14 protein-coding genes are annotated in these 23,939 nt (G+C 44.5%); 4 read left to right on the plus strand and 10 right to left on the minus strand.

The annotated features are described in order from the left end of the window. Positions 1-124 precede the first annotated feature (124 nt). The 3 genes from OP864_RS16265 to OP864_RS16275 form a co-directional block, all read right to left on the minus strand. The gene (locus tag OP864_RS16265; protein WP_270099204.1) at positions 125-871 is read right to left on the minus strand and encodes a hypothetical protein; all 747 of its coding nucleotides are present in this window, start codon (positions 869-871) and stop codon (positions 125-127) included. A gap of 233 nt (positions 872-1,104) precedes the next feature. Then, entirely contained in the window at positions 1,105-1,677 is a 573-nt protein-coding gene (locus tag OP864_RS16270; protein WP_270099205.1) for a hypothetical protein, read from the minus strand. 167 nt (positions 1,678-1,844) lie between these two features. After that, positions 1,845-2,432: a hypothetical protein gene (locus tag OP864_RS16275; protein ID WP_270099206.1), complete on the minus strand. Its 588-nt coding sequence runs from the start codon at positions 2,430-2,432 to the stop codon at positions 1,845-1,847. 431 nt (positions 2,433-2,863) lie between these two features. Here OP864_RS16275 and OP864_RS16280 point away from each other — a divergent pair, with 431 nt between their 5' ends. Continuing rightward, entirely contained in the window at positions 2,864-3,982 is a 1,119-nt protein-coding gene (locus OP864_RS16280; RefSeq protein ID WP_270099207.1) for a DUF4856 domain-containing protein, read from the plus strand. An 87-nt stretch (positions 3,983-4,069) separates the two neighbouring features. After that, a complete protein-coding gene (locus tag OP864_RS16285) occupies positions 4,070-5,161 on the plus strand; it encodes an imelysin family protein (RefSeq protein WP_270099208.1) in 1,092 nt (363 codons plus the stop codon). 451 nt (positions 5,162-5,612) lie between these two features. Here the strand turns inward: OP864_RS16285 and OP864_RS16290 are convergent, their stop codons facing one another. The 7 genes from OP864_RS16290 to OP864_RS16320 all read right to left on the minus strand — a co-directional run bounded on the left by OP864_RS16290 (position 5,613) and on the right by OP864_RS16320 (position 21,543). Then, positions 5,613-6,647, minus strand: coding sequence for a pirin family protein (locus tag OP864_RS16290; RefSeq protein ID WP_270099209.1), 1,035 nt, complete (start codon positions 6,645-6,647; stop codon positions 5,613-5,615). 91 nt (positions 6,648-6,738) lie between these two features. Then, positions 6,739-8,934 carry an OmpA family protein gene (locus tag OP864_RS16295; RefSeq protein ID WP_270099210.1) on the minus strand — a complete coding sequence of 732 codons (2,196 nt, stop codon included), beginning with the start codon at positions 8,932-8,934 and terminating at the stop codon, positions 6,739-6,741. 334 nt (positions 8,935-9,268) lie between these two features. Further along, complete coding sequence (locus OP864_RS16300; RefSeq protein ID WP_015694416.1) at positions 9,269-9,685, minus strand: 6-pyruvoyl trahydropterin synthase family protein; 417 nt, start codon at positions 9,683-9,685, stop codon at positions 9,269-9,271. A gap of 60 nt (positions 9,686-9,745) precedes the next feature. Beyond that, the gene (locus OP864_RS16305; protein ID WP_270099211.1) at positions 9,746-10,771 is read right to left on the minus strand and encodes an acyl-CoA reductase; all 1,026 of its coding nucleotides are present in this window, start codon (positions 10,769-10,771) and stop codon (positions 9,746-9,748) included. A gap of 854 nt (positions 10,772-11,625) precedes the next feature. Continuing rightward, on the minus strand, positions 11,626-14,943 hold the full coding sequence (locus tag OP864_RS16310) for an ATP-binding protein (RefSeq protein WP_270099212.1): 3,318 nt from the start codon (positions 14,941-14,943) through the stop codon (positions 11,626-11,628). Between the two features lie 25 nt (positions 14,944-14,968). Next, positions 14,969-18,025 (minus strand): DUF1156 domain-containing protein, encoded by a 3,057-nt coding sequence (locus OP864_RS16315; protein ID WP_270099213.1) that lies wholly within the window; start codon positions 18,023-18,025, stop codon positions 14,969-14,971. 95 nt (positions 18,026-18,120) lie between these two features. Then, on the minus strand, positions 18,121-21,543 hold the full coding sequence (locus OP864_RS16320; protein WP_270099214.1) for a helicase-related protein: 3,423 nt from the start codon (positions 21,541-21,543) through the stop codon (positions 18,121-18,123). Between the two features lie 707 nt (positions 21,544-22,250). Here OP864_RS16320 and OP864_RS16325 point away from each other — a divergent pair. Both OP864_RS16325 and OP864_RS16330 read left to right on the plus strand, forming a co-directional pair. Next, a complete protein-coding gene (locus OP864_RS16325; RefSeq protein WP_270099215.1) occupies positions 22,251-22,715 on the plus strand; it encodes a hypothetical protein in 465 nt (154 codons plus the stop codon). A 206-nt stretch (positions 22,716-22,921) separates the two neighbouring features. Then, complete coding sequence (locus OP864_RS16330) at positions 22,922-23,827, plus strand: hypothetical protein (protein ID WP_270099216.1); 906 nt, start codon at positions 22,922-22,924, stop codon at positions 23,825-23,827. The last annotated feature ends 112 nt before the right edge of the window (positions 23,828-23,939 follow it).

Below are 23,939 nucleotides of genomic sequence, written 5' to 3' on the forward strand. Positions count from 1 at the left end.
CCGCCCGGCCGCTAAAAGCCGCTTTCTTTATCTCTCCTTTTTCCAAAACTCCCAAGAAAAAGTTGAGGGACTAACAAAGAACATCAGAGACTAATGGTAGCTGTTCCTAGTATGGAGGAACTCCTTATTGACCATTGTATAATGTGTCTATTTTATTATTTTTACCATCTATTAGTAATAGATAAACTTTAGATAAATCTAGGTTCTGAGCAAGTTTTATCTTATGAGATCTAGTTATAAATTCGCCAGAAAATAATTTTTCTTGATTGTTAATTCTTTTTGTTACAACATTCAGCTTTCTTTCTAACTCACTATTAGAAAGACTATTATTGTCAGTAGAGTCTAACACAAATAATAATGTGACATAATCAGTTCCATCTTGCCCTTTTTCTATTGATGACGAATAGTAATTTGAGACAGTGGAGTCACTGAAATAGTCTACGCTAAAGTTTAATTCTGCAGTGGTATCACTTCTATACTCTACAGAAAATTTCATTACATTAAACTTATTTTCTATAAAATTCGATTCACTACAATTAGTGAATAATAAAACTAAAACACCAAGGATTAAGTATCTTGAAATATTTTTGTGGATTTCCATAATTTTGAACGGCTGTTGTATCTCCCCAACACTTAAACAGAAAGTCCCTTCATTTAAGCTGGAGTTTCTAGCTAAAAAATCGCCATCCCCTCCTTCGAGGGGATTTTTCTTTGCCGTTGTGGTTGGACGGTTGTTGTTTTTCTTGGAGCGAACCTTTTCCATTTTTACAGCAAACAAGGGCTTTAGCCCGCCAGTTTGCATAGCCCCACAACCATGGGCTTCAGCCCATGGCAGAAAAGGCGAGCTGCTAGAATATTTAAGCTTAGTCAACAGCCGCTATGCTTAGCGCCCTGGGCTGAAGCCCAGGGTTGCTGACTTGAGCGAACTGACGGACTAAAGTCCTTGTTCGCTTTTTTTGATTCTAAGGACCAAAAACCCCTTTCGCCCCTCTAAGCTCCCAAGAAAAAGTTGAGGGACTAACAAGGAACAATAGTAAATACTTATTCAGCCTCATTATTAAACTCTTTAAAGGGCTCGCCTTGCCTCTTACTTAAAAATGTATTTTAATTTGCTTCCTCAGAATTCATAATCAAATCTATAGATTTCTGATATTCTTCAATACCTTTTTTGCATTTACACCTTTTAAGTCTGGTAGTTCGACCAGCAATCTGTATCAAGTCTATTTTTTTTCTATAAAACCGAACGCTATATGTCTCTGGATACATCGGTAAATATGTCCCAAATAGAGGATAAAACAACTTAACGCTATAGTGTCCTTTTCCTAGTAATGAAAATCCTTCAATATTTTGTATTTCTTCATCTGAAGTATATCTATATATACGATCATTTACTTTATCAAAATCTGACTCTCCGATTAGAGACATAAAAATAACAGTATCGACCTCTCCACTAGCTAAGCCTATTTTAAGGTACCCACAATTACCACTTAAATCACCAAAATCAGCTAACTCGACATCTAAAACAGTTCCTTTAGCCACTCCTACCTTCTCTATTTTCAAAAATAGGTTAGTTGAATCTATATAACTTCTTAATCCATCCCCTATTATCTTACCAGAAGATTTCTTTATCAATGGACCAGCTTTAGCAATATAATAATATTTATCCTTTACAAACATTAAGTTAATAACAGAATTATGCTTTTTATAAAAAAAGCATTTCTTTTTTTGCCCTAAAACGACCTGAATACTTAAACAAGTAATCAGTAAAAAACTACCTATACTTGCTATACATCTCACTTTATATATCCTTTAGAACATAGGGCCAAAAAACAAACTGCTTCCCACTAAAACGTATTTAAAATACTCCAACTCAAAGTATCTCTGAGCCTTAATAATTCATTAAATTTATTAGGGTTTTGCTCCGCGCCCACAAAGACATCTTCAGCCCCAAAGCCCTCTAGAATAAAACAAGCTTCACCAAGGGTTATCGTCTTGGGATCCTGTTTGAGCTGTCCAATCAATGGACGATACAAAGAAGCTATATTCTTTTTCTTAAGCACGTTTTTTACCACCTCATAATACCTAAATTCATCATAACATTCTGGCCAATAACGAAACTCAATTTTCTTCTCGATCAGCTTAACCTCATCTGTGGTATCCAGCTCTACTAATCGAATTAAATGAACAAGCGCTCCCAAACCACTATCTTTTGCCGGTATATACGTTATTCTATACACCTGACTATCTAAATGGTTTCTACAAGGTTCATCAATAGCCTCATAAACTTTGGACATACAAAAATCACAAGCAGGGTCTCCTTTGCTCCTAAATTTCTTCTCCTCTTTACTCGAACAGGCAAGCAAAAAAGAAATAACCCCAAAAACAGCAATGCTAACTCTGAGCATATAAGGTAGATCAATTTTAATCGGCATAAATTTATTTCTAGTTCAAATGTTTGAAGAAGCCCAATTTCTCCCCGGCCCCTAAAGCTAAAGCTTTTTCAAAAAAATAACGCTCTAACTAAAGTAACTCTTTGAGAGGATCAGCCCCATGCACAATGATATGGGCTTCAGCCCATGGGCCCAAACAACCCAGCCGCCAAAGAAAATAGCCAAAAGAAAAAAGACCGATGAGCGGCCCAGCGCTGCGGAGGGGGGGCCGAAGGCCAGACCGAGTTTTTTTGAGCAAAGCGAAAAAACGAAGGGCCGAGCGAACAGCGAGCCCCGCAGCATAGCGGCGGCCAGCTTGCTGGCCGCGGGCCCCTACATCCATCTAAAAAAAGCTTATTTTTATTTGGAATTAGTTTAGATAAGCATAAATTTGCAGCTGTTAAGTTATTCTTACCATAAAAATATAACCTCTTATGAATTTAGCGAGCTTACAAAAAGCCCTACTTATTTTGGCCGTTTTTGGCCTCGGTCTTAGCTCTTGTAAAAAAGACGATGACAGCTATGATGTGCCCGAAACTTACAGCTTTGAGAACGTTAGTTATAGCGGACAAACAGACCGCCTCAATATGTTGGGCGAACTAGCCGCTTATGCCAAATCGGCTAGTGCTGTGAGCGCAAATGCCTTGGATGCCAACAGCATGAAGGATATGTTTGCCAACCAAAATGATCCCTTTGCTGATGCAGATCTCAATGCAAGCAGCAAGCAGCTTAAAAGCAAGACGGTTTCTACAGAACAAACGCTTATGGAAGATCTTATGGATGCGCTTGCCGCAGCTAGTCTGTATACCGATAGCACGGCTAGCAACGGACAGGCCGGGATTATGCAGACCAATGATGGCACAAAGTCTTATTTGCTCAATGCCAACGGTTTGGAGCTGGCTCAAGTGATCGAAAAAGGAATTATGGGCGCTTGTTTCTACTATCAAGCCACGGCCGTTTATATGGGTAGCGGAAAAATGGATGTGGACAATGAAACTGTAGTAGAAGGCGAAGGGACCGAAATGGAACACCATTGGGATGAGGCCTTTGGCTATTTTGGGGTGCCTACCGACTACCCTAGCAATACAACTGGCATCCGCTTTTGGGGCAAATATGCCGACGGTAGCCGCGAAACTTACCTAAGCACAGGAACCAACTTGATGAATGCCTTGATTAAGGGCCGTGCCGCTATTTCTGCCCAAGATCTAGACGAACGCGACGCCCAAATTGCTATCGCTCGCGAACAATGGGAACTGGTTTTGGCCGGCTCTGCCCTACATTATATCAATAAGGGAATCGCTAACCTTAGCGATGATGCCGCCGCCGCTCATCATGCCCTATCAGAAGCTTATGCCTTTGTTTATGGCCTCAAGTTTGGCGGACAGCAAACGCTTAGCACTGCTGATGTAGATGCTATTTTGGTTCAAGTTGGTAATCATGCCGACCCACTACAAGCCAATCTATATAACAGTACAAGCGCTAAGCTTCAGGCTGCAAAGACCGCTTTGGTCAATGCTTTTCCGGCCTTAGCTAGCGTTCAGGACCAACTTTAAGAGTAGTTTTTTGTTCATTCTCTTGACTGCTTGGCGCTTCGGCGCTGGGCAGTTTTTATATTTTCAGCAATTCACAACCATCCATTTATGCTCAATTTCAACTACTACCAAGGCGGTTTATGTCTGGCCGCCCTGCTCTTTAGCCTCTTTAGCTGTGGCTCAGAAACCGAAGACCCCTGTGCTGTAGAATTTGACCAATTGGCCCTGCTCGAAAATGTAGCCGATAATTTTATTTCGCCCGCCTATAACAATCTACAAACTAAGGTAGACAGCCTAAATGATGCGGTAAATGCTTTTTGTGCCCAGCCCGATGCCAGCAAACTTCAGGCCCTCAAAAGCAGTTGGCTGTCGGCCAATATCGCTTTTCAAAGCGCCAAAATCTATGAGTTTGGTCCCGCCGCAGATTACCAATTGCGCAGTAGCCTCAATAATTATCCGGTTTTTACAAGCCGCCTAGAGTATGCGATTAGCAGCCAAACTTACAACCTCGAAATTGATTCTTTTGCCTATACCCGCGGCTTTCCCGCTCTCGATTATCTGCTGCATCACGATAGCGAGACCCAAATTCTAAATGAGTTTGCCGATACCGCCCGACAAAATTACCTCAAGGCTGTTTGCCAGCAAATCAAGCAAAAAGTAGATTGGACCCAAGATGGCTGGAGCGCCTATGCCAATAGCTTTAAAACCACCGAAGGCCTAGCCGTGGGCAGCCCCCTCAGCCTTTTGGTCAACCAACTCAACCAAAATTACGAGCTGTTCAAAAATAATAAGTTGGGAACGCCCGTAGGCGCCAAGGTCAGCTATATTGCAGCACCCGAAAAAACCGAGGCCTACTATAGCGGCCAATCGCTTATTTTGGCCCAAACGACCCTAAACGCCAGTCAGGCCCTTTTTAATGGTGGCAATGGCCAAGGACTAGATGATTATCTGGATGCTACGACAGTTCAAAAAGATGGCCGCCCAATCAGCCAACTCATCAATGAACAGTTTGATGCGGCCAGCAGCGCCCTCGATGCGCTAAATGGGCAAAGCCTAGCCGACAATATTCGCAACAATTTTGAGGCCTGCAAAAGCGCTTATGCTCAGGCCCAAAACCAAGTGGTCTACCTCAAAACAGATCTGCCCGCCGTCCTTTGCATCAATATCACTTATGCCGATAATACTGATGATGGCGATTAAATTACTGTTTTTTTGGGGCCTGCCGCCTTCGGCGGCCGGGCCCTTGCAGGGCTCGCAGGTCTGCTCGGCCCTGCGGGCTTCGCCCTTGGTCTGCCGCTAGGCGGCCCCCTTTCAGGCCCCTAGGCCGAATGGAAGTTCTGCGCTTCGGCCATCCTTTGATAAAAATTTCAGGCTAGTCAAGGCATTTTTTAAAGGCATAGCCCTAGCTATGGCTGAGAAAAATAACGCAGAATAGCAAGAAATTAAAGCAAAGGATAGAAGTGGCAGGGCTTTCATTTGGCCTTTGCCTGCGGCCCTTCGGGCCTGTAGGATGGATATATATCTGTGGGTTGAAACCCACAGCCATACAACAATGGTATTGCTTCGCAATGATCTATGAATGAGGGTTAAAACCCTCATGAAATGAGCCGATAGTTTCAACCATCGGCTCATAATACATTCTAGTATAAGCTTAGTCCAATCGTTCTTCTCTGCCGTCGGCATGACGGGCAAAGCGTTCTTTTTTTGGACCAAAATGATGTTCGTCTTCGGGCCAAGGCCATTTTCCAAACTTCCCGGCTCTATAATCTTTAAAGGCTTCTTGCAGACGCTCTGCAGAGTCCATCACAAAAGGTCCTCTTTGCCAGACAGGCTCCTCTATAGGAGGCGCTTGCAAATATAAGAGTTTGGCCCCCCCAGGGCCAGCCACCAACTCCAACTCTTCTTGGGCCAACCAACTCATATAATGTCGAAGGGGCATTTTTTGTCCATTTGCCTGAATGTCGCCTCCCTCATAGAGGTATAAGCGGCCCCAACTTTCTGTAGAGCTCGCTTTGGGGATTGTAAATTTAGCTCCAGCCTCCAAATCTATTCTTAGGACCATAAAGTCCCTAGACTTTTGGCTGGCCCAAGAAGCCGCTGGCGGCTCTGGCGCTTTATGAGGCCCAAACTGCCCCGCCCAAAGCCGAAAACGAGCCCCCTGCTCTTCTTTTTCTACCAACTGATGCGACCAAAACATTTTATACTGCGGGTCTACCATCTTTTGCTTGCTCGGCAAATTGAGCCAAATCTGAAATAAGCGTAAAGGGTTCTCTTTTTCTTGCTCAACTAAAGGAAACATTTCTGAGTGCAAAAGTCCACGACCTGCCGTTAGCCATTGTAGATCGCCAGCGCTATATCGACCCGCCCCTCCATGAGAGTCGGTATGGTCCACCCAGCCCTTTTCAACAATTGTTAAGGTCTCAAATCCCCGATGAGGATGATAGGGGAAACCCGGAATCTCTTGGCCATGATACATCCGCCAATTGGCGGCGGGATTAAAATCGCTGCCCATTTGTCGCCCTCTTAGGCTAGTCTTTGCCGGCCCCAAATTGGCCTCCCCTTTTGGATAGTCGTCTTCATGATAAGCACAAAATATAAAGGGATCTTGCGCAGGCCAAGGACCAGCTTGCGGCAAGGGATAAAATTTCATCTTCTTCATCACTATTTTTAATTCTTGTAGATACATCTATTAAAGGCTAGAAATAGGAAAAAGTTGAGATGAGGCCATAAAAAAGCCCTCCGTAGAGGGCTTAAAATAGCTAGTGAAGGCTAATTTATTAAGGCTTTAGCTGTCGGAGTTCAGAGAAGCTAATGGGCCGATAATTCAGTTTTTTCTGGGCCAAATCATCCGGAAAAGTACTCAGCTGGGCCAGTTCTAGACCACCATTTTCTTTAAAACGCAAAGCGGTAATCTTCATTTTTTGGCTGCGGTCTACCTCTCCAGGCGTTTGATAGCTTTTTGTTTCTTTATTATAATACATCTGCATCACTCCACGAGTTTTGCTAAAGGTAGTACTTAGTCGCTCATCAGCTCTTAATTTAGGTCCTTGCTCCACCTTAATTTGGGCCAGCATTTTCTCTTCTTCCTTTAGGTCTAGGAAACGGTCGCAGTTAATCCAGCCTAAGCGGTTAATCTGCATACTATTGACAACATATCGGCGCTGAAAGTCGGGAGAGATCTGCCCTCTTTCTATTTTTGCGGCAATGACTTTCTGGTAGATTTTGTCTAGTTGGTCCACAAACTGCTGCAGCTCTTCGGCTTGTTTATTAAAGCCAGTCAGTGAAAGGACCTCATTATAGTTGGCAATCATTTTATTGAGCAAATGCGCATGTCGGTAGACGCCATTTAGGGTTTCGCTAGTACTTAGGGCCAATCTTCTTTGCACCCCTGTCTCCTCTCTAGTTTGGATAGCACGAAGATCTCGCATTAGTTTGTCGCGCAACTCATTGAGTTTATGGTTGCGATTAAAGGTATAATTGGTCCGAATACACTTCTTTAGCGATGTAGCCAATTGCAAAAAGATAGCGGGTTGTTTGGCTGCTGCTTCAATTTCCAAAAGGGTTTGCATCTCTTCCTCAAAGCCCAGTTGCTGGCATTCTTCCTTTAGGTAAGCTTGGTAGCGTTGTAGCTGCTTAGTATTGCCAATTAGGCCGACTAGGCTTTCGCTAAATGCGGCCGACCATTTAAAGTCGAGCATCCATTGGTTAATGTCAGCTTCATTGTTTTTGGCCAAATCGACTAAGAGGTCGAGGCTATCTTGCTGGGCCCAGTAAGCGGCCAAGTTAATTTCATATTGGGCAAAGGCCTGCTCCTGGCGTTTTTGGGCCGCTGCATAGCTTTTGGCTCTACCTGCATTGATTTTCTCAATGCGTAGTCGGTAATTTTCCGCCTTTTTCACTAAACCCGCAATGCGAGCCTCATATTTTTTGTCGCTTTCAAAGCGTTTCTTGGGGTTTTCGCTACGGATGGTCTTTTCATCCACTACAGGCAGCTCCATATATTCTAGGGGAGCTAGGGCGCCGGGCTTTTTGGGCATAGCCAAAAGATGCTCAATTTTAGGCATGGGCGGGGCGGCAATAATGCGAATAGAGTCTAGGTCTAGCAAATTAAATTTAAAAGTGGGGGGATCTTTCTCAAAGTTAAAGCTCTTGACTTTGGTCCCAGAGGCTTCCCAGACAATATCTTCTGTGGTTTGGCTAATATCTCGATCGGCATAAAAGACCTGCATCCCTTCGTTTAGGGGTTCATCGGAGGGAAGGCGAAGGTTGAGGCTGGCTTTGGGGGCCAGTTGTAGCGCCTCATTATTCAGATCTTGGGCCTGAATATTGACCATGCCGCCAGTTTCGATCAGTTCATGGCCGGGGGCCACAGTTTGTAGATTCTGCATCCACATATCGTTAAGGCTGAGGGCTTCTCGCAGTTCTATTTTCACTTTATCATCGCTGAGGGCTTGGCCATTGGCCCGAACAAAGCTGCCTGCGGGAATAAACAACTGGCTGCCATTGGCCCCAAAGATCAGGGTATCTCTATTGGGGTTGATCCAAAACTCCTGTTTCATGCGCTGGTCCATAAAGCTATAGAACTCTTCCCAGTTTTTGGGTTGGAAGACCTGCAAACGGACCTCTACTCTTCGGTTTTCGGCCCAATCGCCTTCTGAGAGTTCTCCCTTTGCCGTTAGCGAAAAGCTAGCGGTTTCCAAGCCTTTTGCTTCTAGATATTGGGCCACAGCTTGGGCTCTTCTTCGGGCCAGATCTTCATTATAGCTCAGGCTACCGGCTTCATCGCAAAAGCCTTTGAGGTCCAAAACAAGGTCGGGATATTCTTGGCTTTGGGCCAAGAGCTGTTCTAATTTTGCTTTTGCTTTTTTCGTCAGTTGAGCTTGGCCTGATTCAAAGTAAACAGATTGCTCAAAATTTTGAGCAAAAGCGGAGAAACTCAGGCTGGCTAGGAGAACAAAAAGGATATTTCTCATAATGGCTTAGAATTTTGTTTTGGAAAAGAGGGTTGAGCTGCGCAGCTGTTTACTTAATCTCTTTTTGGTCCAAAGGTTACGACTAAAGATTTTCTTTTTTTTCAAAGAGGGCCGAAGCCGACTGCCATAAAGCAAGAAAAAATGATGTGCGGCCTAGCGATGTGTAGGGGTGGCCGAAGGCCAGACCGAGCCGCTGAAAGCGGCGCAGGGCCGAGCAGACCTGCGAGCCCCGAAACGCAGCGCCGACGACCGCAGGGAGACGGAGGCCCCAAAAACAAAAAAACCAGCTCATCTTTACAGACAAACTGGTTATATAATACTGATTTAAAGCGGTTTACTCTCCGAAGTACTCGCAATAAATTTTGGGTGTTTCTTGTAATTTCACGCAATGCAATTGGCAATTATCGGGCAGGAAGGGCGCCAACTCTTGCCAGATATAATAGACTAGATTTTCGGTAGTGGGCAGCACGCCTTCGGGCAGAAAATTGGGGTCCATATTCATATTGGAGTGGTCCAGAATATCGGTTACTTTTTCGCGCATAAGTTTGGCCAGCACCTTGGCATCCATGAGAAATCCGGTAACGGGATCGGGTTTTCCCTTGAGGGTAACCCAAAGCTCATAATTATGGCCATGAAAGTTTTTGTTGGCGCATTTTCCGAAGATTTCAAAATTTTTCTCATCGCTCCAGCTGGGCACCCAAAGTTGGTGAGCGGCATTAAAACTTTCTTTTCTACTGAGGTATACAAGCATATTGCATCTCCTTTTTGGCCCTTTTGAGAAACAGTCAAGGGACCTTTTTATCAAATAAAATTATAGGTCTAGCAAAAAGGCTAGAGTATCTTTTCCGTCGGCAAAATTGGTCCATTTGGGCTGTTGAGCCTGCCCAAATTTTACGCTTGGCCGTGCTAGTGTGAGTCTTTGATTGACTACAACCTGAATCTTGTCCCAATCCTTGGCGAGCAGTTGTTCTAGCTCTTCCAGATCGTTATAGGCCTCATAATGCAGGCTAGCGATTCTAGATTCGAGGGCCGGCAAGGGCAAAAGCGCAAGGACCGCATTGACATAATGTTCTTGGCCATTGAGCAAGTACAAAGAGCGGTTATAGTCGTAATTATTGCGGTATTTGCTATGATGTTCTAGGGGCGTAAAGGCCTCCAATCTTTGCATAAAGAGTTCAAAATTGAAGTCTTTGGGCAGATAAATTTTGGCGACAGAGCGGCAGCCCAGGCCAAAATAATCAAAGATATCGCGACCTAGGGCCAGGATTTCCTCCTCGCTTTCCTCTCCAGATAAAACCGCTACAGATTTACGGTTTTTGCGGATAATGTGCGGCTTTTTGCTAAAATAATGTTCAAAATAGCGGGCCGAATTATCGCTGCCGGTAGCAATTACGGCATCAAAATTCTTGAGTTGGTCCACCACCTCAAAATAGGGTGCAATAGCGGGCTGCTGCTGTTTCCAGAGGGCCAAGAGGGCGGGAATCAGCACGGCATCCTTAGAAGAATACTTAATGAGGGCCTTATGTCCCGCCAAAAAGCAGAGCAAAATATCTTTGATGCCCACCATGGGAATATTGCCGGCCAGCACCAGCCCTACTCGCTTACTAATGGGGTAATCTTCTGGCTGATAATTGGCCAAAAAGGCATTGAGCTCCTCCTCGGCCAAATAGTTATTGATCAGGGCATCCAAGGCTTTTTGGCTATCCTCTGCCCGAAACCAACCATTTTGTCGATAAGCCAGCGGGAAATGTTTCCGCATTTCTCCCTGCCCATATTCAGAGGCCAACAATTGCCCCAAATCGATTAGCGCTTGCTTGCGCGCCGCAAAATCCATCATGCTCTATTTTTAATATGTGTTCGGCGCAAAGTTCGCAAAAAAAAAGAGCTAGAACGAATAAGTTATTTAAAATATGTTTTGAGGTGGCTGTTTTGGGGCCTCCTGCCTGCGGCAGGCGCTACGCTTTGGGGCTCGCAGGTCTGCTCGGCCCTTCGCCAGCAAGCTGGCTCGGTCTGGCCTGACGGCCACCCCGCCGCATCGCTAGGCCTGCGGCGGCTGCGCCGCCTGCTATATGGGCCTGTAGGTTGAAACCTACAGCAACAAAAGAAGCCATACTAACTGCAATAAAAATGGGCCGATGGTTAAAACCATCGGCCCATAACGAATCCTAATACAAGCAAACAAGGGCTTTAGCCCGCCAGTTTGCATAGCCCCACAACCATGGGCTTCAGCCCATGGGAAAATACGCTCACTACACTCTTAAGCTTCTTCAACAACTTCTATTCTTACTGCCCTGGGCTGAAGCCCAGGGTTCTTGACTGAGCGAACTGACGGACTAAAGTCCTTGTTCGCTTTTTCTCTGCTGTTATGGCTATCCCCAAAAACAACCATTGACCGAAGCACAAAAAAGCCCCCTCGACAGAGGGGGCGACTTTACCTTTAGCCTAGGGCCAAGGCCCTAGGGTCCTGTATAAAACTGCCCAACCGCTGAAGAAGAGGGCCTAAAGGAAACATAAAAGATGAGCAGGCCCAGCGCTGCGCAGGGGTGGCCGAAGGCCAGACCGAGCTTTGAGCAGAGCGAAAAGCGAAGGGCCGAACAGACCTGTGAGCCCCGCAGCATAGCGGCGGCCAGCTTGCTGGCCGCGGGCCCCAAATCCTATATTCCCCCTCTACTGCGCCGCCTGCTATATGCACTATGGTTTTAGCCGAATATTAAAGCCCAACTGTTTAGCGGCTTCTTTTGCCCGCTGATAGCGCTCGTCTTTTTCATCAAAAGAAGTTCCTGTCTTAATATTAAAGCTCAAATCAATAGATATTTCATCTCCCTCCCTTAAGAAGGGGCGAATAAAGTAATCAAAGAGCTTAGTATATTCCTTGGGCCCCACTTGACCTGTTGTTTGGAATGCTGTATATCTAAGCTCCTCATCTACTTTTTGAACGCTAAGTTCTTCTGGAGTCGAACGCTCTTCTACAATTTCCTCTCTTTTTGTGTCAGGGGCAACTTCTTCTACTTCTTCCTCAGGAAGGTCGGTTAAATCAATCAGATAGAATTGTTCTTCCTCTGCCTGAAAACCAAAGGGCAGACTATCTTCATAAAACTGCTCCAATGCCTTGGGAGAAGCCCCTTCTGCCAGAGCACAGTAAGATCGATGTAAAAAGGTCTGAATAGCCTGACTAATAGCCTCTGGGCCTGTAATCAAAGGTTTGTCATCATAACGTAAAAAGGCCTCATAAATCATCTGAACAGAGATTGCATTACCTTCTGTAGGCCAAAGATTGTGCTTACTCAAAAGAGAACGGCCTAAACTATCTAACAGCCACTGCTCCTCTTTTAAGCGATCAATAATTTTATGCTCTAATAACTGTTTCAAGCTAAAGGCATCTTCCTGTAAAAGAAGAAATTTTGCCCCATCTTTCATGCTGTACTTTACTAAGTAGTTGTACAAACCAGGAAGATTACGCTCTATTTTATCATTGGCCTCTTGCTTACGTCTGCGCAAATCCTCCATTTGCCCCTTATCCAAATTCTTATACTCTCGCTCTGTTTGCTTAGAAGCTAGGTACAAGGCAATAGCCGACTCTACCGTTCCTAAAACAGATGGATTCGCAAAAAGAAATAATAAGGTATTTCGATAAATTCGATCTGCTTGCCCCTTTTTCCCAACAATCTGACGCAGCTTTTCTTCTGCAGCCTTAGATAATTTATTATTCTGAGCGATGTCTCTGGGCGGCATAATCACCAAAGTAAACTTATTTTGCTCAGGTAAGGCCTCCTGAGGATCCACAATCAAACGAAATGGTAGTGTCCCCCTAGATAACAGACGCAAACGCTCCATCAACTCCTGCTCTATGGCCTCCTTCTTTATTGCAGCCTGAAACTGGTTGATTAGAATATTGATGTTGGGCTGCGTATGAAACCAATAGCGCTTACCCTCTGTACCTTGCTCCGTATGATACAAATGATGGGCACGCCCCTCTAAAGCATACAAAGCCCCATTAACACTATTATGGTTAGGTCCTGCAGGCCCCAATAATTGCAACTTGATTTCTTTGAGTGAAATCCCTCTCCTAGTACTGTCCGCACCAAATGAATTCATCAAAATGATACTCCCCAGCCCCTGGGTCAAATCATACTGCCCATACTCAGGCTTTTCCTCATCAATCCGAAATGCATTAGAAGCAGAACCCGCCACATCAGATGAAATTACAGCATCATAACCATTTCCATACAATCGCTTGAGCTGACTAGACAAGGCATCTAAGTTCTCAAAGTTTACCTGACTAGGATGAATTAAGTATTGCGGACCAAACAAGTTTCTTCTGCGTTTCCATAAATCGCTAATAATGGCCGCCAACAAACGTAAAGCACCTCGCGTCCGCTGAAAGTCATGATGACTAGCCCAACGATTACGGAAAATATCTATCAACTCTGGATGAAAAGGATAAGCCTTAATGATCTTTTTACGGTAACTCTGCTTTACAGCAATCTCTGGCAACTCCGTCCAGTTATCTTGATAAAACTGTAGGTAACGATCCGCCACCTTTTCCGCCTCTTCTAAGTCAACTTGCTCAAATAAACGACGACGCAATACCTCATAAATCTCCTCATCTGCTACAGGCTTACTGTCTGCCCCTACCCGACTTACCCGCTTCTCTAAGCTTCCTAAAATACTCTGTGCCTGCGGAGTGTTCCCTACTTCTTGTACAGAAGCTGGCAAAGTAATCACCGCAGCCGTCCGAGCTGTTGCTGAAACAGCTTCAGTGAGCTCCTGCATAAAGGATACGGTCTGATCACTTAAATTGCTACTCCCTACCTTTATCGCAGAGGCCTTGACACAATAATCCGCCAACTCATCAATTAAAATTAAAGCCGGCTGGACCATCTCCAAAACCTGCTGAAATCGCCCAGCAGGCGCAGAACGCTGCTCATCATTCTTTTTTACAATCTCATAAGCCGAACGCCCACCTAACTGATAGGCCAATTCCCCCCAAATAGTCTGTATCTGCAACTCTCCCTCATCATCCCGAACAAGACGACCATTCGCCGGATCATTTGTCGTATTCGTAAATACAGCCACCTTGGCCGAAGAAAAGTCAATAGGACCTGTCGCCTTCAATAACTCCTGTAAGTTGCTGTCTCTGCGACTGTTTAAACTATTTCCCTCCTTACACAAATGATATAATGAAATCAGACTATGTGTCTTTCCTCCACCAAAGCCTGTCTGCAATGATATTACCCGGTTCTCGCCAGAGTCTTTGCCATTCAAACTATTTAACACCCGACGAGCAATGCTCTTTAAACCCGCCGTAAAATAGGTCTTAGCAAAAAATTCTTGACTATCAATATAACTAGAACGCCCCTCCGCCGTAGCCACCTCAGTAAGGTTGGCCGCAAATACGCTCTCATCCAAACGCCCTTGCCGAATATCTAAATGAGGTTGGCAATTCCCAAACCAAGGACGAATAGCTAAACGCTCGCCATGCTCGAGCTTCTGCTTTTCTACTACCTGCAATACCACAGCTTCATCTTCTGCCTCTTTCTCAGATTCCTCATCGCCTGCCTTACGCAAAGCCTCCAACTTACGAACTACTTCCTCTTTCTTTAAGGCTTGTATGATCTTTATCATGTTTAAATAGCCCTCCTGATAAGCATTCTCATCAATATCTGAAAAATGAGCCAAATCATTACGCAAATCACAGATGTCAGAAAAGTAGGTCGGTAGCTTTGGCGTCATCCGCCCAAAGTCTTCCGATAACAATTCTTTCTGACGCAAACTCCAAGATTTTAAATGTGGGAAATCTATTACCGATGCCTGGGTCGCCCCCGCCCGCAGTTGCTCAATGATCTTCTCCTGATGACTCTCGTATAAACTCGCCCCATATTCGATTAACCAACGATCCGCATAACTGCGCTCCATCCGATCTACTATATATACCCGAATGGCATGCAGAAACTCTGTCATTGCCGAAAATAAATGATCCCGCTGCCCTTTGTTAATCTGTTTCATCATTGTTTTTGTTGTTTAGTATGCTCCGCTAAAATAACTCGTTCTGCTGCCCTAACTTAGGCATCTGCTGCGCTTCTTTTAATAGGTTTTCTTTGTTCGCCAACAGCCCCTCCGCCTGCTTACTGTCCTCCATTCCCTTGGGTAATAACTCCAATAAAGCAGCCATAACCCGCCAAAAAGGATCCTCGGCTTCAGCAGCTTGCTTACTCAAGAAACGCAATAACTCCCCCCTAGCTCCAGACTTATATAGGTGCATGCCCTGATGCACCTTGTCTATAATAGGCGTTTGCTTGTTCCGCCCCAACTTGGGCTGCGCCTCTATCCGCTCAGCGTAGTTGGCTAGATATAGTTCATTGCTCTCCTTTAATAAGATGCCCTGCTGCAGTAACTCCTGAACATTCAAACTAGAACCTACCCGACTGAATTTAGCCACATCATCAAATTTAGTCCGCCCAAATCCATATAACTGCAACCAAGCAATGTAGAATTTACTGTAGTCATCGCCCTTAAACCCTTGTAGTAAAGCATTAAAGGCCGCATCCTTGGCCATGCTCAATAACTCAGCTACTTCTACCAAGTCTCCATTGGCCTTCTCGACCGTCCGATACTGACCAAACTCCTGTACCGCCTTGCCAAAACAAGCCGTCAGCAAATCCGCCCCCCGAAAACCTAAATGATAAAGCAAATCTACCTCCGCCCGAACAGTCCGCTCAACATTCTCTTTCACCGTCCCATAGTCCCCAAAAGGCTGCTGCCGCTGAGGCCGAGCCGAAACGGTTACAGAGGAGGCTAAGTAGGACTTTGTTGTCTTTAACGCCCCTTGCAATTCACTATCCATGGGCCAAGAACCCGTAATGTTCATCTTGGCCTGCAATATAGAATTACAAAGGGTCGTCCAAGCATCTGTGCTCTGATGCGCAAACATAATACTTACTATCGACTTGGTCTGCTTCTCTATGGCCGCAAAGATTTCACTAAGCTTCTTTTCAAAATGCTGCTTTGCCAGGTTTTTATCATTATCATGATGGTGCTTAAGCGCAGTGCATTCCTCACTCTTAGGCGTTAAAGGAGTAGAAAAGTTTTCTGGATATAAGCCCCCCAAAGAACGCTTGAGCCAAACATAAAAGAAATCCGATAAATCCGCATAGGCAATGGCATCATAATAAGGCGGATCCGTTACCACCACATCCAAAAACTTAGCAGGAAATTGATCCTTATCACCAGAAGAGGCATTCTTGAGTCCAACAGCAAAGGGATAATCTGATTCAGACTCTATATAGCGAGTCAACCAATCTAACTGATTATATGCGCTGCCTGTTTGGCGACTAAACACATGAGACTCTGGATAATCAAAAACCATAGGTAAGGCTTGTCGGCCAAAAGGACGTTCTAGCTTTTCTCCTTTATTATGCCATACCCCAAAAGAAGTGCTTGCCACAGCAGTTCGATCCAACAAAACACCCAAATAAGTACTCACGGCCTTGGCATAATCTGCCCCAAAATGCTTCTCAACTTCCTGCTGCACAGCTTTCAGCTCCTCGGTTATTGTTTGCAAGGCCAATAACTGCCGCTGGTTGAACATATCGCCCCATTTATCAATTCCCCAAGTACAACAAGGAAGTGCCTGAGTATATTTTACAGACATAGACTCAGTTGGTCTACTATATTCATTTAATACTCCATCTATAGCATCCAAAACTTCATGCTCCTTTTGTTCTGGAAGACGATATCTTTTACCCTGCGCTCCCTGGTCAATAACAGCAATCAGGCGTTCTTTTATTCCTCTTTCTTTAAACTGTAGCTTTAGCTGTTTATTGGGCGTTACGGCCCCACAGCAGGGGCAAGAAAGGTTTGCTCTTTCCATCCAGCCTTCCAACTGACAACTGCCTTCCTTGATTTCGAACTGTATATCTTTATCCTGAATAATGGGCTGTAGATAGATCATTTTCCCTTTCTTTCGGCTCAGGTAAAACTGTCGCAAAAGGGGGACCTCCGCTCCGCAGCTAGGGTTAGAGCAGCGCGCTGTTCGGGCCCAATAATAGGCAATAGGCTTTTGGCCTTCTTCATTAGCGGGATAATACTGTCCAATTTTCGCTTCGGCCTGAGCCAACATTTTTTCGGCAAAAAAGCGAACATCAAAACTGAGTCGATTGGGTAGTTCGACCTCTTTGCCAAAGAGCAAACCTTCTGCTTTGGCTTTTGCCAATCCCGACTCGCCATAGCGTTGTTCAAACTCGCTCAAAGAATAGCGCATTCGTTTCCCATACTTTTGCGGAAACTCTAGGCTAGCCTTTTGGATAATATGGGCTACGGGGTTAATATCATTCCCATAACTCTGGCAACCCAAACGGGCCGCTTCTAAGGGAATAGCGCCCCCTCCTGCAAAAGGGTCAAACACCTTAGGCATTTTAGCCAAAAACTGACTGAGGGCTGTTTCTTGCTCCTTTAGGGCCTGCTGTTGCTTGGGGCTTGGCAGATGACGGTCCAAAAGATCATAATAGGCTCGCTCCTTATCATTCAACGCTTGATAAAGCTGCTCAAACTCCTCTAGTAGTTCCTTATAGCTAGCCTCCTTTTGTATAGCAGCCTGATGAGCAATAAAGATGAGGCAGCGGGCTTTCTTCAAAATATCGGGATTGTTCTTATTGTCCCATTTGATTAGGCTATAATCAGAGAGCTTATATTTAGCCGCTGTAGATTTTCCCTCTTTTTCATTTTTGATAAACTGAGGAGAAAACTTAGCAATAAACATCATCAATCGGTTGCGCAAATTATCTGGCATCTTATCTATGGCTGCCGTATAGGGAATATCCTCATAGGGAGCATAGGGATCGCCAGGATTCTTTGCTCGTCCCAATTGATCTTCAAGCGCATCTACAAAAGCAGAAGGGCAAACTGGGTCTAAAGGATCAGGCATTAGGCTAGCAAATACAATAGCCCTAGATACGGGCAAAGGCCGACGCGCCCACCAAAGGTGCAGCGTACTAATATGCCCATGACGTATAGATTTATCGCGAACGCTCTCTGCCGAAATCTCCTTGATGGGCAGAGCCACTTCTATTAACTTTTTTGCTTCTGTTGACATGTATATAGGATATCTTTTTGAGGGGCCTAAAATAAGGCTTTTTCTTAGAATGTTTTGCCTGAGCCTATATTTCCACGGACCCAAGGGGAAATGGATTAGAGCTTAGCCTTCCAGTTAGCCAAGGGCAAATAATATTGTACATTTTTCACCCGCTTCTCAAACTGCAGCAATCGACAGGGATCTTGAAAGCGATAAATCTCAGGCTCTGCTGTGGCAGCAGGGCTGCAGTTGACTACAATATACAGCCAAGCCTTAGCGCCCAAATGTGCAAGACGACGCTTTTCATTTTCACTCAGCATAATGCCGTCTTCTGTAGCTCGTCCCTTAACCTCGATACAACGCATCTGCCCTTCTTCATCAATACTTCGGATATCATAGCCCAAATTCTGCCTAGATACATCCTCTGCCTTTCTACCTGCAGCTTCTTCTGCTTTTATGACCAACTGCATAGCACAATTCTCAACCGACTTAGAACTTCGCATCTGAAATCCCTTGGGGTCATCACTAGCAGTCAAAGGTAAAAGATAGGCCGTAGCCAATAGCTGAGGATACTGAGGAAGAATTTTAGCTAATTCATCTAAGCGTTCTAAACGCTGAGTTTTACGTTCTTCCAATTGCTTCATTTCCTTCTGCAAATCATCATATTTTTGGATGGCCTGTTTGTTTCCATCCAAAAGCTTAGACTGACAGTCATTTAACTTACATAAAAGCTCATACTCTGCCTCCTGAAAAGAAGCCTTTAAATAAGCCTTACGATTACGCATATCTTCACCAATATGCTTTTCTACCTTCTCCACCTGCGGAAGAGTATACTCCTCAAAACAAGCAGTCAAAATATCCCCCTCCTTTATAGTGGGGATATCCTCAGGAAAGGCAGTTTTACCAACTGGCATACAGTCTAATAACTTCGCCGCAGAAGAACGCTGCCAGTTCCCATCCTCATCCTGATAAAATAGGTATAGCTCCTCATCAACCAACTGATCGCCCCCCCGGCTAGGCAAATTATTTACCACCTGACTGCTCACAAAATGATAGAGCCGAGGATGCTCTGCCTGAGGATCAACTAAAACACAACCTTTAATGGCATGCGCCAAGCCCTTCTCCAATAATAAAGCTAATAAGGCATCATAAAGAATATGTCCAGGATTGAGATAATCAAGCTCTTCCCCTTTTCCTAAACGAATCTCTCGCTCCGCCAAAAAAATACTCTTGTCAAAACAATAGCGCTTTTTAAGATAAGCTTCTGGGTTCCGCTTATGCCGCTCCCTCAATACCTTAGACAAAGACTTAGGCAGATCAGTCAACTTATAAATATTATTCTTCAACTGCTCTAGCTTCCCGCCCAAAGCAGCCAAACCCGACTCAAAAAAATGCTGAATGTAAAGAGGTTGCAAACGTTGCTCATCAGAAGCATCTTTTAATGCAGCAGCCTGTTTATAATTGATTAAAGAGTGCTTTAGCTGCTCTTTTTGCTCCTTGATCTTCTCCTCAAACTTTAACTTAAGTTGAGGCTCTTTCTCATCTTTGAGCAAGTCTGTGAAATCATTTTCCTCCCCGTCTAAAGTGGCCGCAATAATATCCGCTAACTTAGCCTCCTCAAAAACATCCTGAATAACATCATACACCCGGTCATCACCAATGCTCTGGCGAATACTATCTAACTTCTCTAACAAACGCCCCAGCACCTTTCCCTCTCTACTGTTACTCGCTACCATATTAACCACCAAGACATCCTCTTTTTGCCCATAGCGATGAATGCGGCCCATGCGCTGCTCCAAACGATTCGGGTTCCAAGGAATATCCCAGTTGATCAATAAACTACAAAACTGTAGGTTGATCCCCTCCCCAGCAGCATCTGTAGCAATCAGAATAGGGGTATCTGCCTTCCTAAACTCCAACTGAGCCCTCCTTCTTTCATCCACAGACTTCCCCCCATGAATAGTCACCACATTATATCCACCGCCTCCTTCTTTGCTCAGACGTTCGTACAAATAATCTAAGGTGTCTTTATGCTCTGTAAATAAAACTAACTTCCGCCCTTCAATAACATGCTTCTCTTCTAGTAAAGCCTTCAGCTGCTTATACTTACTCTCTTCTGTTCTAGCAGAAAAGAGATCGTTGGCCATATTAAACAAAACCTTAACTTCTTCTGCCTCCTTGCGCAAACTCTTCATATCCGGAGCAGTAGTAAATAACCTTAACTTCTTCGGGTCATTAGCAATATCTTCCAGTAGAGCCCGCTCATTATCTTCCAAATCATCATAGTCATCTATACTCCCCAAATCATAGTTCTCCAATTTGTACTTTTTGTTCCAAAGCTCCGGCTGCTTAGCCAAAACATCCACCAAGTACTTTAAATTTAAATACCGCTTTTCTAAGGTTTTCTTGATCGCATAAATAGAACTAACCAAACGACGCTGCATCACAGAAAGCGCCAAGGCCACATGAATATTCCTATTCGCAGAAGCTTCCTCTTTCTGCCGAACTAAATAATGCGTAACAGCATCATATAATTCTTTTTCCGCCTTGCTCAAACTATAACTCACCGTCTGGGTATAACGATCCTTATACAAAGGCTGACCATCCCAGTCTTTCATCTCCTCTTTCAACCTCCGAATAAAAAATTTATTGACTCCTTCTGTCTCTTCCTGTACTCTTTGCTTGGTCAACTCATCAGAAACAAAAATATCAGCATCCAATAGCTGCAGAAGCTTTCTAAATGTATCTTTCCGCCCCCGATGAGGTGTGGCAGTGAGTAGTAGTAAATGCTCCGACCGACTGGCTAAACACTCCGCCAAACGATATCGCCTAGACCGATACGTCCGACGACCATACTCATATGCCGATAGCTTATGCGCCTCATCAAATATGATCATATCCCAATGATGCTGACTAGCCTGCTCTCGAATGTCATCCTGAGAAATAAAATCTATAGAGGTCACCAAACATTTACTGTCCATAAAGATATTCGGATTCGAATTATAACTCATGCGATCCAATAACTGAAACTGCAAGTTAAACTTAAGCTGCAATTCATCCTCCTGCCACTGTTTGGTCAAGCCCCCAGGCGTAATAATCAACACCCGATCACATAGCTTTCGCATCATCATCTCCTTCAGCAGTAAACCCGCCATAATCGTTTTACCCGCTCCTGTATCATCCGCCAACAAAAATCGAATCTGTGGCTGAGGCAATAAATACTTATACACCGCCTCCAACTGATGAGGCAAAGGGTCAACTACACTACAGTTTACCGCAAATAAAGGATCAAACCGATAAGCAGAGGCTAAACGCCGCGCCTCTACATACAACTTGAAAAAACGATGGTCAGCCCCAAAAGAATGCTTATCAAAACTTTCTAAAGCCGCAGCATCACTTAAAGGCAAAACCCGACTAGACCGCTGATTATCAGCTAAAGAGGTATACTCCAAACGCACATAACTCCCTATATTTTGTATCTCCAATATTTCTATCAGCTCTTTCTCTAAGAAAGCATACTGTCCCGATTTTATCTGCATAAGATTTGTCTTTTATTTAAATGTATATGAGGAGCAAAATAATTATTTCCCCAAGATTAACAGAAAACTATCCATCCTATCTGAACATAAAATTAAAAATATCCTTCTTCATCTCTTTTTGGGGCCTCCGCTGCGGCTTCGCCTTGCGGCGCTACGTTCCGCAGCTCGCTATTCGCTCGGCCCTTCGCCGCCTAGGGCGGCTCGGTCTGGCCTGACGGCCACTGCTGCACATCGCTAGGCCGTTTGGCCTGCGGCCCTGCTATCTGGGCCTGTAGGATAGATATATATACCTGTAGGTTGAAACCTACAGCAACAAAAGGGGCCATGCTAAGCCCAATAAAAATGAGCCGATGGTTAAAACCATCGGCCCATATCATTTATAGCAAACAAGGGCTTTAGCCCGCCAGTTTGCATAGACCCGCAACCATGGGCTTCAGCCCATGGAACAATACGCTCACTACACTCTTAAGTTTCTATTCAACAACTTCGTCCTGTATCTCATTACCTATTCTCATCCATCCCATCAGACCTTATTATTTCTCTACACCTAGGGCCCTATATAATATGGGCCTGCAGGTTGAAACCTACAGCTCTAAAATCTACGGCCTTTAGGCTGCAGAGGGCGGCTTTGCCGCCATGGCCGAAGGCCAAACGGCCCATCAAAACCTTTATGCCCTATTCTGCAGTTGCAGAATAGCTCCACCCAAATGGAATATGCCATTTTGAAGCTGCAGAATAGCTCCACCCAAATGGAATATGCCATTTTGAAGCTGCAGAATAGCTCCACCCAAATGGAATATGCCATTTTGAAACTGCAGAATAGCTCCACCCAAATGGAATATGCCATTTTGAAACTGCAGAATAACTCCCCCCAAATGGAATATGCCATTTTGAAACTGCAGAATAGCTCCACCCAAATGGAATATGCCATTTTGAAACTGCAGAATAACTCCACCCAAATGGAATATGCCATTTTGAAACTGCAGAATAGCTCCACCCAAATGGAATATGCCATTTTGAAACTGCAGAATAGCTCCACCCAAATGGAATATGCCATTTTGAAACTGCAGAATAGCTCCACCCAAATGGAATATGCCGTTTTGAAACTGCAGAATAGCTCCACCCAAATAGAATATACCATTTTGAAAACACAAACTAAAGCCCTTATTTAACGCACCAAAACAATAAGTCGTAAACAGCAAATACAGAAAAAGTTATAATTATTTAGGAAAAAGCTTGACATTTAAAAAGTATTTACGTAGGTTTATAACGTTATTTATTTTACAACCCCAATAATTTTATTATTATGTTTCAAAACCCAGATTGGGCAGCCCTAAGTAATTTCTTTTATAGCAGTACGAAAGGCTCCTTCAAAAAAATGTATCAGCTAGCTACAGATCATTTGAGCAAGCTACGCATCAAAGCGGCTACGGATCCTGACATTCAGGACATCTTGACCTTTTTCGAGCCTTTTTATTTTGCTTTCTTGCAGCAGTATGAGCGTTCTATTGATGGGCGTACGGCTTATCATGCAAAAACAGCAGAGTTTAAGGAATTGCTAGAAGAAGTAACGGGCCCCCTACTTCGCCGTTGGGCCGCCGAGATTCAGATCAGCTATGACAATCAGAGCCGTCAGTACAAAAGCTTCTTTCCGCAAGGGCGCAATGCTTTTAGCAAATCAAGTCTTGAAGTTCGCATCCAACTAGTTAAAACCTTGGGGCGCAACCTACTCCAAGATCCCCAATTGGCTACCCTAGGAACTACCGTTGCCAGCTATGGCCAACAACTAGAAGATCTCCGCAACGAACAGCAGGGGCTAGAATACCATTACAATAACAACTCTACCCTGCTCGAGCAGCAGCGAGAAGAATTGTCTTTGGGACTCTTTGCCTGCTTTGCTCGCCTAGAGTTTCACTACTACCGAGACATCAATCAGGTGGCTGACTTTTACGAACTCAAGTACCTCCGCCGCAGCAACAACGGTAGCAGCGAGGAAAGCACAGAAGAAGAAGATTATGGCCTCTTTGAGATAGATCTAGCTGCAGAAAGCCGCTCGGTGCAGCTAGAAGGTTTGCTCCGTGGTGGGGAAAACATCCGCATTACCCATCTAGAGGGAGAGGCTGTCAAATACTACTCTGCCGCTAATGCAAATGATATCCCCGCTCAGATCTATGAATTGCAGCCCAACCAAAGCGCTAGCTTGCAACTGCCCACAGGCCATCGTTTGCTCTTCTTTGATAATCCAGCAGCCCAAATGGCTAAGGTTGAATTGGAATTGATGTAGGGGGGCTGTTTTTATATCTCTGCTAGCCCTGTAATTTGTAGAGACTGGTATATCATTGCTATATGGGCCTGTAGGTTAAAACCTACAGCCAGACAACAGGGCCATTCTACAT

It is taken from the genome of Saprospira grandis (assembly GCF_027594745.1).
In the GTDB taxonomy this organism is placed as follows: domain Bacteria; phylum Bacteroidota; class Bacteroidia; order Chitinophagales; family Saprospiraceae; genus Saprospira; species Saprospira grandis.

Coding starts and splice junctions, on each gene's coding strand:
- OP864_RS16270 (WP_270099205.1), bottom strand. CDS start 1,677: ATGTTTGTAAAGGATAAATATTATTATATTGCTAAAGCTGGTCCATTG.
- OP864_RS16275 (WP_270099206.1), bottom strand. CDS start 2,432: ATGCCGATTAAAATTGATCTACCTTATATGCTCAGAGTTAGCATTGCT.
- OP864_RS16280 (WP_270099207.1), top strand. CDS start 2,864: ATGAATTTAGCGAGCTTACAAAAAGCCCTACTTATTTTGGCCGTTTTT.
- OP864_RS16285 (WP_270099208.1), top strand. CDS start 4,070: ATGCTCAATTTCAACTACTACCAAGGCGGTTTATGTCTGGCCGCCCTG.
- OP864_RS16290 (WP_270099209.1), bottom strand. CDS start 6,647: ATGTATCTACAAGAATTAAAAATAGTGATGAAGAAGATGAAATTTTAT.
- OP864_RS16295 (WP_270099210.1), bottom strand. CDS start 8,934: ATGAGAAATATCCTTTTTGTTCTCCTAGCCAGCCTGAGTTTCTCCGCT.
- OP864_RS16300 (WP_015694416.1), bottom strand. CDS start 9,685: ATGCTTGTATACCTCAGTAGAAAAGAAAGTTTTAATGCCGCTCACCAA.
- OP864_RS16305 (WP_270099211.1), bottom strand. CDS start 10,771: ATGATGGATTTTGCGGCGCGCAAGCAAGCGCTAATCGATTTGGGGCAA.
- OP864_RS16310 (WP_270099212.1), bottom strand. CDS start 14,943: ATGATGAAACAGATTAACAAAGGGCAGCGGGATCATTTATTTTCGGCA.
- OP864_RS16315 (WP_270099213.1), bottom strand. CDS start 18,025: ATGTCAACAGAAGCAAAAAAGTTAATAGAAGTGGCTCTGCCCATCAAG.
- OP864_RS16320 (WP_270099214.1), bottom strand. CDS start 21,543: ATGCAGATAAAATCGGGACAGTATGCTTTCTTAGAGAAAGAGCTGATA.
- OP864_RS16325 (WP_270099215.1), top strand. CDS start 22,251: ATGGAATATGCCATTTTGAAGCTGCAGAATAGCTCCACCCAAATGGAA.
- OP864_RS16330 (WP_270099216.1), top strand. CDS start 22,922: ATGTATCAGCTAGCTACAGATCATTTGAGCAAGCTACGCATCAAAGCG.